We start from the raw sequence: 15,704 nt of genomic DNA, 5'->3' as shown, positions 1-15,704 counted from the left end.
CAGTCTACCACTGCCGATTACGTATCGTTATAACCCGATATACCGAAATAGCCTGATCTCAGATCAAAATCATATTGGTATATCGGGATAGACCGATTTAAAGTTCGCCTCATCGCGATATAACGCTGTACGAAACCGAGCAACCGCCATGTCCATTGACCTCGACGAAATAATAAAAACCCTGGCACACCCAGTACGACGAGACATCCTCACCTGGCTGAAAGACCCGAAGGTGCAGTTTCCCGAGCAAGTGCACAACCACGAATACGGGATCTGTGCCGGGCAGATCGACCAGCGCTGCGGCTTGTCGCAGTCGACCGTGTCGGCCCATTTGGCCACCTTGCAACGCGCCGGGTTGATCAGCAGCCAGAAGGCCGGGCAGTGGCATTTTTTCAAACGCAACGAGGCAACCATCCAGGCCTTCCTCGCGGCGCTCATCACCGAACTCAGTGCTGACGAAAACGCAGCGCTGTAACAAGGAAACGCCAATGCCCCTCTCGCTACTCATACTGGCCCTCAGCGCCTTCGCCATCGGCACCACCGAGTTCGTCATCATGGGCTTGCTGCCCGATGTGGCGGCGGACCTGGGCGTGTCGATCCCCGGCGCCGGCTGGCTGGTCACCGGCTACGCCCTGGGCGTGGCCATCGGCGCGCCGTTCATGGCACTGGCCACCGCCAAGCTGCCACGCAAGGCCGCCCTGGTAGCGTTGATGGGCATCTTTATTGTCGGCAACCTGCTCTGCGCCCTGGCCAGTGACTACAACGTGCTGATGTTTGCCCGTGTGGTCACCGCGCTGTGCCACGGTGCGTTCTTCGGGATCGGTTCGGTGGTAGCGGCCAACCTGGTGCCGGCCAACAAACGGGCTTCGGCCGTTGCCTTGATGTTCACCGGTTTGACCCTGGCCAACGTGCTCGGCGTGCCGCTGGGTACCGCACTGGGACAGGAAGCCGGCTGGCGCTCGACCTTTTGGGCGGTGACGGTGATTGGCGTAGTCGCCTTGATCGGTCTGATCCGCTTCCTGCCGGCCAAGCGTGACGAAGAAAAACTCGACATGCGCGCCGAACTGGCCGCGCTCAAGGGCGCCGGCATCTGGCTGTCGCTGACCATGACTGCGTTGTTCGCCGCGTCCATGTTCACCCTCTTTACTTACGTCGCACCGCTGCTCGGCGATGTCACCGGCGTGTCGCCCAAAGGCGTGACCTGGACCCTGCTGCTGATCGGCCTGGGGCTTACCGTCGGCAACATCATCGGCGGCAAGCTGGCGGACAAACGCCTGGCCGCCACCCTGATCGGCGTGTTCATCAGCATGGCAGTGGTCTCCACGGTGCTGGCCTGGACCAGCGTCGCGGTGATCCCGACGGAAATCACCCTGTTCCTGTGGGCCACCGCTTCGTTCGCCGCCGTACCGGCGCTGCAAATCAACGTGGTGACCTTCGGCAAGGCCGCTCCAAACCTGGTGTCCACCTTGAATATCGGCGCCTTCAACATCGGCAACGCGCTCGGCGCCTGGGTCGGCGGCAGCGTGATTGCCCACGGTTTCGGCCTGACCAGCGTGCCTTTGGCCGCGGCGGCCCTGGCGATTCTGGCCCTGCTGGTGACCCTGATTACTTTTCGTCAGAGCGGCGATGCCGACCTGGCCCCTGCGACCAACTGATCAATCCACTTAAAGAGAAGGGTGTTTTCCCATGACGACTATTTTCGATCCGATCAAACTGGGCGACCTGCAATTGTCCAACCGCATCATCATGGCGCCGCTGACCCGCTGCCGCGCCGATGAAGGCCGCGTACCCAACGCGCTGATGGCCGAGTACTACGTGCAACGCGCTTCCGCCGGGCTGATCTTAAGCGAAGCCACCTCCGTGACGCCGCTGGGCGTTGGCTACCCGGACACACCGGGTATCTGGTCCAACGACCAGGTTCGCGGCTGGGCCAATGTAACCAAGGCTATACACGGCGCGGGCGGCAAGATTTTCCTGCAATTGTGGCACGTGGGCCGTATCTCCCATGAGTCGTACCTCAACGGCGAAACCCCGGTGGCACCAAGCGCCATCCAGCCTAAAGGCCACGTCAGCCTGGTTCGCCCGCTGGCCGACTACCCGACGCCACGCGCCCTGGAAACCGCTGAAATCGCCGACATCGTTGACGCTTACCGCATCGGCGCTGAAAACGCCAAGGCCGCAGGCTTTGACGGCGTGGAAATCCATGGCGCCAACGGCTACCTGCTCGACCAGTTCCTGCAAAGCAGCACCAACCAGCGCACCGACAACTACGGTGGCTCCCTGGAAAACCGTGCTCGCCTGCTGCTGGAAGTGACCGACGCCGCCATTGAAGTCTGGGGCGCCGGCCGTGTGGGTGTGCATTTGGCACCACGCGCCGACTCCCACGACATGGGCGACGACAATTTGGCGGAAACCTTCACCTACGTCGCCAGCGAGCTGGGCAAGCGTGGCATCGCCTTTATCTGCTCCCGTGAAAAAGAAGCCGGCGACAGCCTCGGTCCACAACTGAAAAAAGCCTTCGGTGGCCCGTACATCGCCAACGAGCGCTTCACCAAAGACAGCGCCAACGCCTGGCTGGCGGCCGGCAAGGCCGATGCAGTGGCCTTCGGCGTGCCATTCATTGCCAACCCGGACCTGCCGGCGCGCCTGAAGGCCGATGCGCCGTTGAACGAACCGCACCCGGAAACCTTCTACGGCAAAGGCCCAGTGGGTTACATCGACTACCCCACGCTGGCGCTGTGATGTAATTCGCTGAAACGAAAAAGCCCCGGTTCGCAGGAACCGGGGCTTTTTTTCGGCTGATTGATCGTTCCCACGCTCTGCGTGGGAATGCCGCCCTGAACGCCCTGCGTCTGCCCCTAAAGCGTGACGCGGAGCGTCACAGGATGCATTCCCACGCGGAGCGTGGGAACGATCGCACAGTAGCTGGGAAACATTCCTTCACAGCCTTGCAACAAAATCGCTACAAAATACTTAGGCGGCTACCTATCAACCGCCCGCCAGCCCGTATATAAAGTCACCCCGCAAATCCTGCGAAGGGACGATTGACTGTCTCTGGACTTTACTGTTGACACAACTGGATGCAATTACGCATTTTGTCTTAATTGCGTAGGCTAGGGCTCAAGCGCAGCATGTCCAGCCCTGCGTCAACCCAGCGTTCGGCGTCCTGATGCAACTGGAAGCTGTCGGGGACTAGTAGCCATTGGCCAATCAGGCCGTGAATATAGGCATGAATGCACACCGCGCCACGCGTGGTGTCGAGGTTTTCCGGAAGTTGCCCGCGATGGACCGCGTTGCGCAGTGTCAGGCTGATACGCAGGTTGCACTCCAGGCTATGAGTCTGGCGTTGGCGCCGCATGTCGCACATTTCATCGGTGAACTCGCACTTATGAAACAGGATTTCGTTGATGCGCCGGGTTTTCGGGTCCAGGGCCACTTGATGATAAAGATGGATCAACAGCTTGCGCATACAGCCCAGCGGGTCGACTTCATCCTCGCTTTCACTGGCCCGGGCCAGTTCGTCCAGGGGTTCGTGCAGCGTGTCGAGCAGTGCCTGGAGCAAATCGGACTTGTTACTGAAATGCCAATAGATAGCCCCGCGCGTCACCCCGGCCAACGCGGCGATGTCCGCCAGCGTGGTGCGCGCCACACCGCGTTGATAAAAGGCTTGCTCGGCGGCGTCGAGAATCTGGCTGCGCGTTTCCTGAGCTTCCTCTTTGGTGCGACGAACCATGGCAGTAAAACCTCAATCAGGACACTGTGGATGGTGCTTGAGCAACATCTGAATAATTGTGGGACGACGTCGTCTTGGACGCCGAACGTACTAAAATCGAGGCTTTGGCGCTTGCTTTGTCAACAATCCGCGAAGCCTGTCAAGAGTTTACAAACAACCGTGAACGTAAGTATATTGCGTAGCAAGCTACTTATCCACTCACGGCTTGTTTTTTACCCTTCCACACTTCTTGTGCGCATTTTGCGCGCCTGACCCGAGGATCTTCATGCAACTTAAGCCAGCTGTTACCGCTCTGGTCACTGCCGTCGCCCTGGCATCGCTGCTCAGCGGATGTAAAAAGGAAGAAGCGGCTCCGCCCGCTCAAACCCCTCAGGTCGGCGTGGTCACTATTCAACCGCAAGCCTTTACCCTGACATCCGAGCTGCCAGGCCGCACCACTGCCTACCGCATCGCGGAAGTTCGTCCCCAGGTGAACGGCATCATTCTCAAGCGCCTGTTCAAGGAAGGCGGCGACGTGAAGGAAGGGCAACAGCTCTACCAGATCGACCCGTCGGTGTATGACGCCACCCTCAAAAGCGCTCAAGCGAAACTGACCCAGACCAAGTCCATCACCGACCGCTACAAGCAACTTGTCGATGAGCAAGCCGTCAGCCGTCAGGAATACGACACCGCCGTGGCCAACCGCATGACGGCTGAAGCCGACGTGCAAACCGCCCAGATCAACGTGCGCTACACCAAAGTGTTCGCGCCGATCTCCGGGCGTATCGGTCGTTCTTCGGTCACCGAAGGCGCGCTGGTCAGCAATGGCCAGGCCGATGCCATGGCCGTGATCCAGCAACTGGACCCGATCTACGTCGACGTCACCCAGTCTTCGGCAGAAATGCTGAAACTGCGCCGCGACCTGGAAAGCGGCCAGTTGGAAAAAGCCGGCGACAACGCTGCCAAGGTCAAGCTGACCCTGGAAGACGGCACCGCCTACGCCCAGGACGGCAAGCTGGAGTTCTCCGAAGTGTCGGTGGACCAGACTACTGGCTCCGTGACCCTGCGCGCGGTGTTCCCCAACCCTGACCACACCCTGCTGCCGGGCATGTTCGTCCACGCCCAGCTGCAAGCCGGTGTGAACAGCAAGGCCATCCTGGCACCTCAGCAAGGCGTGACCCGTGACCTCAAGGGCATCCCGACTGCGCTGATCGTGAACAAGGACAACAAGGTCGAGCAGCGTCAACTGGTTGCCAACCGCACTGCCGGCGCCTACTGGCTGGTGGAAAAGGGCCTGGATGCCGGTGACCGCGTGATCACCGAAGGCCTGCAGTTCATCAAGCCGGGCATCGAAGTCAAGGTTAAAGACGCTGACAACGCCAAACCCGCCGGCACTGCCGCAGCGCCTGCTGCCGATGCTGGTAAAGGGGAGTAATCCATGTCGAAATTTTTTATCGACCGTCCCATTTTCGCCTGGGTAATTGCCCTGGTGATCATGCTGGTCGGGGCACTCTCGATCCTGAAGTTGCCCATCAACCAATACCCGGCCATTGCGCCGACCGCCATCGACATCCAGGTGACCTACCCAGGCGCGTCCGCACAAACCGTGCAGGACACCGTGGTGCAGGTGATCGAACAACAGCTCAACGGTATCGACAACCTGCGTTATGTCTCCTCGGACAGTAACTCCGACGGCAGCATGACCATCACCGTGACGTTCAACCAGGGTACCAACCCGGATATCGCCCAGGTCCAGGTACAGAACAAGCTGAACCTGGCGACCCCACTGCTGCCGCAAGAAGTGCAGCAACAGGGTATCCGCGTGACCAAGTCGGTGAAGAACTTCCTGATGGTGATCGGTCTGGTGTCGGAAGACGGCAGCATGACCAAGGACGACCTCTCCAACTACATCGTGTCCAACATCCAGGACCCGATCTCCCGTACCGCGGGGGTGGGTGACTTCCAGGTGTTCGGTTCGCAGTACGCCATGCGTATCTGGCTCGACCCGGCCAAGCTGAACAACTACCAGCTCACGCCAGTGGACGTCAGCAATGCCATCAAGGCCCAGAACGTGCAGGTGGCCACCGGCCAATTGGGCGGCCTGCCTGCCCTGCCCGGCACCCAGCTGAACGCCACGATCATCGGCAAGACGCGCCTGCAAAGCACCGAGGAATTCGCCAAGATCCTGATGAAGGTGAACACCGACGGCTCGCAGGTTCGCCTGGGTGACCTCGCACGCATCGAACTGGGCGGCCAGAACTACAGCATCAGTGCGCAGTTCAACGGCAAGCCGGCTTCGGGTATGGCGATCAAGCTGGCGGCCGGTGCCAACGCACTGGACACCGGCAAGGCCATCCGCGAAACAGTGAAGTCCCTGGAGCCGTTCTTCCCGCCTGGCATGAAGGCGGTGGTGCCATATGACACCACCCCGGTAGTGACCGAATCGATCTCCGGTGTGGTTCACACCCTGGTCGAAGCGATCGTGCTGGTGTTCCTGGTGATGTTCCTGTTCCTGCAGAACTTCCGTGCCACCATCATCACCACCATGACCGTACCGGTGGTATTGCTGGGTACCTTCGGGATCCTGGCGGCGTGCGGTTTCACCATCAACACCCTGACCATGTTCGGCATGATCCTGGCCATCGGCTTGCTGGTGGACGATGCCATCGTCGTGGTGGAAAACGTCGAACGGGTGATGGCCGAGGAGCACCTGTCGCCCAAGGAAGCGACGATCAAGTCCATGGGCCAGATCCAGGGCGCCCTGGTGGGTATTGCCCTGGTACTGTCGGCGGTACTGCTGCCGATGGCGTTTTTCGGTGGTTCCACTGGTGTGATCTACCGGCAGTTCTCCATCACCATCGTTTCGGCGATGGCCTTGTCGGTAATGGTTGCCCTGATCTTCACCCCGGCTTTGTGCGCCACCATGCTCAAGCCGATTGATCCGGAAAAACACGGCCAGCCCAAGCGCGGCTTCTTCGGCTGGTTCAACCGCACCTTCGACCGTGGCGTACTCAAGTACGAGCGCGGCGTGGGCGGCATGATCAAGCACAAGATTCCGGCATTCCTGGTGTATGCGCTGATCCTGGCCGGCATGATCTGGATGTTCACCCGTATTCCAAGCGCGTTCCTGCCTGAGGAAGACCAGGGTGTGATCTTCGCCCAGGTGCAGACTCCGGTCGGTGCTTCGGCTGAGCGCACACAAAAAGTCGTCGACGACATGCGCGCCTTCCTGCTGAACGACAAGGAAGGCGAGCCAGGCGAAGGCAAGGCGGTGAAGTCGGTGTTTACCGTGAACGGCTTTAACTTCGCCGGTCGTGGCCAGAGCTCGGGGCTTGCATTCGTGATGCTCAAGCCGTGGGATGAGCGTGACTCTACCCAATCGGTGTTCGAAGTGGCCAAGCGTGCCCAGGGTTACTTCTTCGGGGCCTTCAAGGACGCCATGGTCTTCGCCATCGTGCCGCCTTCGGTACTGGAGCTGGGTAACGCCACTGGTTTCGACGTGTTCCTGCAAGACCAGGGTGGCGTCGGCCACGACAAGCTGATGGCTGCACGTAACCAGTTCCTGGGTGCGGCGGCACAAAGCAAGGTGCTGGCCGGCGTACGTCCTAACGGCGTGAACGACGAGCCGCAGTACGAGCTGACCGTTGACGACGAGAAGGCCAGTGCCCAGGGCATCAGCCTAGCGGATATCCAGCAGACACTGGCCATTGCCTTGGGTGGCAGCTACATCAACGACTTCATCGACCGTGGTCGCGTGAAAAAGGTGTATGTACAAGGTGACGCCGCCAGCCGCATGTCGCCGGAAGACCTGGACAAATGGTACGTGCGCAGCAACGACGGGAAAATGGTGCCGCTGTCGGCCATCTCGTCGGGCAAGTGGATCTACGGTTCGCCCAAGCTTTCGCGCTACAACGGTGTAGCGGCGATGGAAATCCTCGGTACCCCGGCACCTGGCTACAGTACCGGTGATGCAATGGCCGAAGTCGAACGCATTGCCAAAGAACTGCCGGCCGGTGTTGGTTATGCCTGGACAGGCCTGTCGTACGAAGAGCGCCTTTCCGGCTCCCAGGCGCCAGCGCTGTACGCACTGTCGCTGCTGGTAGTGTTCCTGTGCCTGGCGGCACTGTACGAAAGCTGGTCGATCCCGATCGCGGTGATTCTGGTGGTACCTTTGGGGGTGATCGGTGCGTTGATCGCCACCAGCCTGCGCGGCTTGTCCAACGACGTGTTCTTCCAGGTGGGCCTGTTGGTGACGGTGGGCCTGGCGGCGAAAAACGCCATCCTCATCGTGGAGTTCGCCAAAGAGCTGCATGAGCAAGGCAAAGGCATCGTCGAGGCGGCTATCGAAGCGTCCCGCATGCGTCTGCGCCCGATCATCATGACCTCGTTGGCGTTCATGCTCGGCGTATTGCCGCTGGCGATCTCCACGGGCGCAGGCTCAGGCAGCCAGCATGCGATCGGTACCGGCGTGATCGGCGGTATGATCACGGCCACTGTGCTGGCGATCTTCTGGGTGCCGCTGTTCTACGCAACTGTATCCGCCGCTGGCGAACGCAAAAAGAAAGACACTACTGAAACTCCTAAAGAGGCTGGCCAATGAGCAAGTCGCTACTTTCCTTAGCCGTCACCGCATTCGTGCTCAGTGGCTGCTCGCTGATCCCTGACTACCAGCGCCCTGAAGCGCCGGTAGCAGCCCAGTTCCCGCAGGGGCCGGCGTACTCGTCGGCCCAGGCGCCGAGCCAGGCCGCTGCCGAGCAGGGCTGGAAGCAGTTTTTCCATGACCCTGCCCTGCAACAGCTGATCCAGACCGCGTTGGTCAACAACCGTGACCTGCGTGTCGCTGCCCTGAACATCGACGCTTATGCGGCGCAGTATCAGATCCAGCGTGCCGACCTGTTCCCGGCGGTTTCGGCCACCGGCAGCGGCAGCCGCTCGCGCACCCCGGCCAAGTTGTCACAGACCGGCGAATCGAGCATCTCCAGCCAGTACTCGGCCGGCCTGGGTATCAGTTCGTATGAGCTGGACCTGTTCGGCCGCGTGCGCAGCCTGAGTGAAGAAGCGCTGCAAAAGTACTTTGCCACTGAAGAAGCACGGCGCAGCACCCAGATCAGCCTGGTGGCCAGTGTGGCGAATGCCTACCTGACCTGGCAGGCCGACAAGGAACTGCTCAAGCTGACCCAGGACACCCTCGGCGCGTTTGAGCAGAGCTTCAAGCTGACCTCGCGCAGCAACGAAGTCGGCGTGGCCTCGGCCCTCGACCTCAGCCAGGCACGCACCTCGGTGGAAAACGCCCGTGTTCAATTGGCGCGCTATACGCGTCAGGTGGCACAGGACGAAAACAGCCTGACCCTGTTGCTGGGCACTGGCCTGCCAGCCAATATCACCAGCAAGCCGCTGTCGGATGACCTGCTCAGCGAAGTGCCTGCCGGGTTGCCCTCGGACCTGCTGCAACGTCGTCCCGACATTGTGCAGGCCGAGTACAACCTCAAGGCCGCCAACGCCAATATCGGCGCGGCCCGTGCTGCGTTCTTCCCGAGCATCAGCCTGACTGCCAGCGCCGGTACCGCCAGCCCTACCCTGGGTGGCCTGTTCAAAGGCGGTTCGGGCACCTGGTCGTTTGCCCCGCAGATCAACATCCCGATCTTCAACGCCGGTAGCCTGCGCGCAAGCCTGGACTACTCGAAGATCCAGAAAGAGATCAACGTGGCCAACTACGAGAAGGCGATCCAGACCGGCTTCCAGGAAGTCTCCGACGGCCTCGCCGCCCGCGAGACCTACAAGCAGCAGCTGGATGCTCAGCGCGGCTTCGTTGCGGCCAACCAGGATTACTACCGCCTGGCCGAGCGTCGCTACCGCATTGGTGTCGACAGCAACCTGACCTTCCTCGACGCCCAGCGCCAACTGTTCAGTGCCCAGCAATCGCTGATCACCGACCGCCTGGCGCAGCTCAACAGCGAGGTCAACTTGTACAAGGCCCTCGGCGGCGGCTGGAACGAGCAGACCGCGAAGAACGAGCCGTTGAAAGAAGAAGCACCGGCGCTGAAGTTGTTCTGATCGTGCTGATGTAGATAAAACCGCTTCCCTTACCGGAAGCGGTTTTTTTTTGCCATGTCGTTAATCAGCGCGAATCAAAGGTGGGCGCTGGCTTGCCTTCCCTTCAACCTTTCAGGGTAAAATTAGTAACAGATTCTTACAGACCACAGAGGGAGCTTGTCGTAATGATCGTAGGAATCGACCTGGGGACGACCAATAGCCTGGCCGCCGTGTGGCGCGGCGATGCGGCCGAAATGGTGCCCAATGCGCTTGGCCAGTTGCTGACCCCCAGCGTGGTCGGCCTGGATGATCAAGGCCGTATCCTGGTGGGCCAAGCCGCCAAGGAACGCCTGCATACTCACCCACTCCTGACCACGTCGCTGTTCAAGCGCTACATGGGCAGTGCCACCGAAGTGCGCCTGGGCGACCGCTCGTTCCGCCCCGAAGAGCTGTCGGCGCTGGTCCTCAAAAGCCTCAAAGAAGACATCGAGCGCACCTACGGCCAAACCGTCACCGAAGCAGTGATCAGCGTGCCCGCCTACTTCAGCGACGGCCAGCGCAAAGCCACGCGCATTGCCGGTGAACTGGCGGGGCTCAATGTTGAAAAACTGATCAACGAACCCACCGCCGCCGCCTTGGCTTATGGCTTGCACCAGCGTGACAAGGAAACCTCGTTCCTGGTCTTCGACCTCGGCGGCGGCACCTTTGACGTGTCGATCATCGAGCTGTTCGACGGTGTGATGGAAGTACGCGCCAGCGCCGGCGACAACTTCCTGGGTGGCGAAGACTTCGACACGTTGTTGCTGGAACACTTCGTCGACAGCCAGCGCAATGCCCAGGGTTTCCCGCCCACCAGCAGTGTACTGCAAGCCCTGCGCCGCGAAGCCGAGCGTGTGCGCAAAGCCTTGGGTCAGGACGACAGCGCCGAGTTCGCCCTGCGTATAGATGGCCAACAGTGGGTCACAACCATCACCCAGGCCGAACTCGCCAAGCTCTACACGCCGTTGTTGGAACGCCTGCGCGCACCGATTGAACGCGCCCTGCGCGACGCACGGATTCGGGTCGGCGACCTCGATGAAATCCTGCTGGTCGGCGGCACCACGCGCATGCCGCTGGTGCGCAAACTGGCCGCAGGTTTGTTCGGGCGTTTCCCGTCCATCAGCCTCGACCCGGACCAGGTGGTCGCCCACGGCGCGGCGATCCAGGCCGCGCTCAAGGCCCGCTCGGCGGCGCTGGAAGAAATCGTGCTGACCGACGTCTGCCCCTACACCCTGGGTATCGAAACCTCGAACCAGTACGGCGGCCATATCGAGAGCGGGCATTACCTGCCGTTGATCGAACGCAACAGCAGCGTGCCGGTGAGCCGGGTCAAAAGTGTGGTCACGCTCTACGACGACCAGCCCCGCGTGCTGCTGAAAATCTACCAAGGCGAAAGTCGCCTGGTGAAAGACAACATCGAACTGGGCCAGTTGGAAATCCCCGTGCCCAAGCGCAAGGCTGGCGAAGTCTCACTGGACGTGCGCTTCACCTACGACAACAACGGTTTGCTCGAAGCCCAGGTGAACATCCCGCTGACCGGTGAGCAGCACTCGCTGGTGATCGAGAACAACCCCGGCGTGCTCAGCCCGCAAGAGATCCAGCAACGCCTGCAAGCGTTGGCATTGTTGAAAATTCACCCGCGCGACCAGCAGGTCAACACCGTGCTGACCGCCCGCCTCGAGCGGCTCTACCAGGAAAACCTCGGCGAATTGCGTGAGCAACTCGGACACTGGGCCGCGCAGTTCCAGCAAGTGCTCGACACCCAGGACGAACGCCGCATCCGTGAGGCCCGCAGCGAGCTGACCCGACAACTTGAGCAACTCGATAACGGGTTCTGGCGCTGAAGGAAATCCACATGGACTGTTGGACAGTGTTGCAACTGGCAGACGATGCCGACGAACGGACCATCAAGCGCACCTACGCGCGACTGCTGAAAAGCTGCCGCCCGGACGATGACGCCGAGGGTTTCCAGCGCCTGCGCGAGGCCTATGAACAGGCGCTGAACATCGCGCGCTGGCGGGCCGACAACGAGGAAGTGGAAACCGTCGAGGCGCCGATGGCCGAACAGGCACACGGCAATCTCAACGATCTGGCTGAACTGATGGACGTTCGCCCCTTGAGTCCTGCGTCGTTCGAACCGCCCATGGCGAAAAACGCGTATGACCTCGCCGAGCTGATGAACATCAGCCCACTCAGCCCCGCCGCGTTTGAAGCGCCAAAGCCCGACCCGGCCCACGCGCTGCTCGCCGGCGTGAACGTGCACAACCTCGATGAACGCTGGGCCCAGGCCCAACAGCAGAGCTGCGAAGAAACATTCCAGGCCGGCCTGCTGCGCCACTGCTTTGAAGCCCCCGGCGAGCGCAGTGCAATTGCCGGTTGGGCGATGCAACACCTGGAATGGCTGACGCCCTGGCAACAGGTGGTGATGACCCCGTGGCAGCACGAAGCCCTCACCAGCGAGCTGCTGCAGGACTACCGCCGCACCTTGCAGGAACTGCTGGAGCAAAAGGCCGAGCGCGAGTTCATCACCCAACTGACGCACTACAACGAGCAAGCCTGGCTGCGGGTGTTCGATCAGCAGCAACAGTGGCAGCGCATTATTCTGCAACTGCTGCACGACACCCAATGGAGCGTGCCGCTGTTTGAACGCGTGTGCCAGGCCTTTGGCTGGGACGACCAGAAAGGCGTGTACCCGGAACCTGAGTGGATGTGGCGTGGCTTGGTGTCGCGTTGCGAGCAGGAAAGCTTTTATATCAACCTCCAAGACAAAGCCCAGGACACCCGGCGCACCAGCGCCGACGCCCTGGCCGCGCGCTTGTTGCTCACGCCCATGACCGCCACCCAACAGATGAGCATCATCGGCACGTTTGGCCAAAACGAATGGAACGCCTGCCAGCATCTGGGCGAAACCCTGACCTGGCGTTATCCGCAGTTGATCGAACGCCTGCCCCAAAGCGACCTGTTCTTCTGGCGCAAATTCGTCCCACGACCGATTTACGTCCAAGTGCTTATCCGGCTCTGGGCGATCTTTGCCTTGGCCGCTGTCCTGAACCTCGCTCACGTTCAAACCGAAGAGCTGGACTTCGGGGTCGTACTCATCTTAGTGGTATTGGCGATCTTGCCGGCCGCGGTTTTCTTTCGGATCACGCAGGTGTGGGTCTGGATGAGTTCGTCCTTTATGGTTGCGGACCTGTGGCTGAGCCAGTATTTGATCCCTAAGCGCGTCAACCCCAACCAGTATTGGCTGGTGTTACGCCACGGCATCCCGCAATTGGCCATGCTCGTGGCGTGCGGGCTGATGCTGGGGATTCTGGGGGCGATTACTTATGCCGGGATGCTGCTGATCAACCTGCTGCACAGCAAACGCATCGGCCACATGGGTGAGAAAAGCCTCAACTATCCGTGGCTCAATGGTCTGCATTGGGCCTTCTGGAGCCCGCTGCAAGTGGTATTCCTGGTGGTGATGGTGGCGGTGATCATCGTCGCGCAGCATTACCTGCCAACTGTGCCATGGACACATATCGACCTGCCAAAACGGTAACAAGAAGATCGGGCCTGAGCGTAGTGCGCTGGCCCGCAACTTGCGTTCGATCATCGCCCACAACCCGCCCTACCCTACTTTCATCGCCCCCGCACCGCCCCTCACCATGGCCGGCACCTGCATAAACCCAATAACAACAGGTCCAACACCATGAGCACGTTCCGCCCGCGCCAGCTATTGCTGGCAACCGCTGTCGCCAGCCTTGCCCTGCCCGTCGCCGCCGAAGAACACGGCTTTCTCGAAGACGCCAGCGCCAACCTCAACCTGCGCAACTTCTTCTTCAACCGCAATTACACCAACCCGACCAAAACCCAGGGTGGCGCGCAGGAGTGGACGCAGAGTTTTATCCTCGATGCCCGCTCCGGCTTCACCCAGGGCACGGTGGGTTTCGGTGTGGATGTATTGGGCATGTACTCACAAAAGCTCGATGGCGGGCGCGGCACCGGCGGCACCCAGCTGCTGCCGCTGGACCGCGACGGCCGCCCGGCGGATAACTTCGGGCGTCTTGGGGTCGCGTTCAAGGCGCGAATCTCCAAGACCGAAGTCAAGGTCGGCGAATGGATGCCGGTGCTGCCGATTTTGCGCTCGGACGACGGCCGCTCCCTGCCGCAAACCCTGCGTGGCGGGCAGATCACCTCAAAGGAGATCGACGGCCTGACCCTCTATGGCGGCCAGTTCCGCGCCAACAGCCCACGCGACGACAGCAGCATGACCGACATGTCGATGGTCGGTAAAACCGCCTTCACCTCCGACCGTTTCAACTTCCAGGGCGGTGAATACGCGTTCAACGAAAAACGCACCCAAGTCGGCGTGTGGAATGCCCAGCTCAAGGACATTTACAGCCAGCAATACATCAACCTGATCCATAGCCAGCCCATAGGCGACTGGACCCTGGGCGCCAACCTCGGGTTCTTCTACGGCAAGGACGACGGCAGCGCCCGCGCAGGCGAGCTGGACAACAAGACCTGGTCAGGCCTTTTCTCCGCCCGTTACGGCGGCAACACCTTCTATATCGGCCTGCAAAAACTCACCGGCAACAGTGCCTGGATGCGCGTCAACGGCACCAGCGGCGGCATCCTGGCCAACGACAGCTATAACTCCAGCTACGACAACGCCCAGGAAAAGTCCTGGCAAGTGCGCCACGACTACAACTTCGCCGCGCTGGGCATACCTGGCCTGACTTTGATGAACCGTTATATCAGCGGTAGCAACGTGCATACCGGCACCATCACCGACGGCAAGGAATGGGGGCGCGAGAGCGAAGTGGGCTATACGGTGCAAAGCGGCACCTTCAGGAACCTCAATGTGCGCTGGCGCAACTCCACGATGCGTCGTGATTACAGCAACAACGAATTTGATGAGAACCGGTTGATCGTCAGCTACCCGATAAGTCTGCTGTAAACCAGCGTCGGACTTACTGTATGGTGCGCGCCTGCCGCTGCTGATCCGCCCAGCAGCGGCCTCTATTCGAGCGCATGCACACCATGAAATTCTTCGCCATGCTGGTCCTGGCTCTGAGCCTTTGCGGCTGCATCGGCGCACCTGTCGTCCTGACGCCGCAGACGGCGCAACGCTTGCAGGCTCAGGCGCCCATCCGCTTCTTGTTGACCTTCGATGACGGCCCCAGCGCCTCGGGTTATAACAACCCCAGCCGGTCAGTGATGGCCGATTTGCTGCACAACCCGATACTGCCGGGCATCAAGGCGGTATTTTTCCTGCAGACCGAAGCGTCCCGCTCCGGTGGCAGCCTGCGGGGTCGCAAGACCATGGAGCGCGAATACGCCGCCGGGCATGTGTTGGCCTTTCACACAGCCACGGCGTTTCACACCAACCACCGTTGGCTCAATGACGCCGAGCTGGAAAGCACCCTCACCGAGGGCGCAGCCGACATTGCGTCGATCACTGGCACTGCGCCCACGCTGGTACGCCCACCCTTCTGGAACTACGACCGCCGCACCTTCGCCGCCTACCAGCGCCACGGCATGCATGTGCTGCTGACTGACCTGAGTGCCAATGACGGAAAAATCTGGGGTTTCAATGGCAGCCCACGCCGGCGAGCGAACTTGTATCGGCAACTGTCTGTGGTGCGCGAACGCATTGCTCTGGGCGAATTGCCAACGGTGGACGGCGTGATACCCGTGGTGGTGACCTTCCACGATATCAACCGTTACACCGCGCGACACATGCAGGAGTACTTGCAAATCCTGATGGACAGCGCTCGGATCAATGGCATGAAGGTCGCAGCCGAGCCGTTCTACACAGACCACGCCACGCTGGAACGCGCAGCGTTGGCACGCACAGTCAAGGATATGAATGAAGTAGTGCATCTGCCGGGGGTGTGGAACTGGGTGTGGGATGCGGACTCGCATTAGGCGCTCT

Annotated in this window: 11 protein-coding genes; 10 read left to right on the top strand and 1 reads right to left on the bottom strand. The window is 60.8% G+C overall.

Features of this window, described 5'->3' with window-relative positions; all coding sequences use genetic code 11:
- Positions 1-148 precede the first annotated feature (148 nt).
- The 3 genes from AOA62_RS10485 to AOA62_RS10475 are packed head-to-tail and all read left to right on the top strand — an operon-like array spanning position 149 to position 2,742.
- Complete coding sequence (locus AOA62_RS10485; RefSeq protein WP_099548600.1) at positions 149-475, top strand: helix-turn-helix transcriptional regulator; 327 nt, start codon at positions 149-151, stop codon at positions 473-475.
- A gap of 13 nt (positions 476-488) precedes the next feature.
- Positions 489-1,655 (top strand): MFS transporter, encoded by a 1,167-nt coding sequence (locus AOA62_RS10480; protein ID WP_099548599.1) that lies wholly within the window; start codon positions 489-491, stop codon positions 1,653-1,655.
- Between the two features lie 31 nt (positions 1,656-1,686).
- Positions 1,687-2,742 carry an alkene reductase gene (locus tag AOA62_RS10475; RefSeq protein ID WP_017137250.1) on the top strand — a complete coding sequence of 352 codons (1,056 nt, stop codon included), beginning with the start codon at positions 1,687-1,689 and terminating at the stop codon, positions 2,740-2,742.
- A gap of 358 nt (positions 2,743-3,100) precedes the next feature.
- Here the strand turns inward: AOA62_RS10475 and AOA62_RS10470 are convergent, their stop codons facing one another.
- Positions 3,101-3,733, bottom strand: coding sequence for a TetR family transcriptional regulator (locus AOA62_RS10470; protein WP_017137249.1), 633 nt, complete (start codon positions 3,731-3,733; stop codon positions 3,101-3,103).
- 265 nt (positions 3,734-3,998) lie between these two features.
- Here AOA62_RS10470 and AOA62_RS10465 point away from each other — a divergent pair, with 265 nt between their 5' ends.
- The 7 genes from AOA62_RS10465 (at position 3,999) to AOA62_RS10435 (ending at position 15,697) form a co-directional block, all read left to right on the top strand.
- Positions 3,999-5,147, top strand: coding sequence for an efflux RND transporter periplasmic adaptor subunit (locus AOA62_RS10465; RefSeq protein ID WP_017137248.1), 1,149 nt, complete (start codon positions 3,999-4,001; stop codon positions 5,145-5,147).
- A gap of 3 nt (positions 5,148-5,150) precedes the next feature.
- Complete coding sequence (locus AOA62_RS10460) at positions 5,151-8,312, top strand: efflux RND transporter permease subunit (protein WP_017137247.1); 3,162 nt, start codon at positions 5,151-5,153, stop codon at positions 8,310-8,312.
- Positions 8,309-9,766: an AdeC/AdeK/OprM family multidrug efflux complex outer membrane factor gene (adeC, locus tag AOA62_RS10455; RefSeq protein ID WP_017137246.1), complete on the top strand. Its 1,458-nt coding sequence runs from the start codon at positions 8,309-8,311 to the stop codon at positions 9,764-9,766. Before AOA62_RS10460 ends, adeC begins: the two co-directional genes overlap by 4 nt.
- Before the next feature lie 164 nt (positions 9,767-9,930).
- Entirely contained in the window at positions 9,931-11,628 is a 1,698-nt protein-coding gene (locus AOA62_RS10450; RefSeq protein WP_017137245.1) for a molecular chaperone HscC, read from the top strand.
- A gap of 11 nt (positions 11,629-11,639) precedes the next feature.
- Positions 11,640-13,325 (top strand): J domain-containing protein, encoded by a 1,686-nt coding sequence (locus tag AOA62_RS10445; protein WP_099548598.1) that lies wholly within the window; start codon positions 11,640-11,642, stop codon positions 13,323-13,325.
- A gap of 150 nt (positions 13,326-13,475) precedes the next feature.
- Complete coding sequence (locus AOA62_RS10440; RefSeq protein WP_099548597.1) at positions 13,476-14,726, top strand: OprD family porin; 1,251 nt, start codon at positions 13,476-13,478, stop codon at positions 14,724-14,726.
- 83 nt (positions 14,727-14,809) lie between these two features.
- Entirely contained in the window at positions 14,810-15,697 is an 888-nt protein-coding gene (locus AOA62_RS10435) for a polysaccharide deacetylase family protein (RefSeq protein ID WP_017137240.1), read from the top strand.
- The last annotated feature ends 7 nt before the right edge of the window (positions 15,698-15,704 follow it).

Origin of the sequence: Pseudomonas sp. 2995-3, assembly GCF_002742565.1 — a bacterium.
Lineage (GTDB): Bacteria > Pseudomonadota > Gammaproteobacteria > Pseudomonadales > Pseudomonadaceae > Aquipseudomonas > Aquipseudomonas edaphica.
The sequence above is the reverse complement of the archived record's forward strand: the minus strand, read 5'-3'. Positions and strand labels throughout refer to the sequence as shown.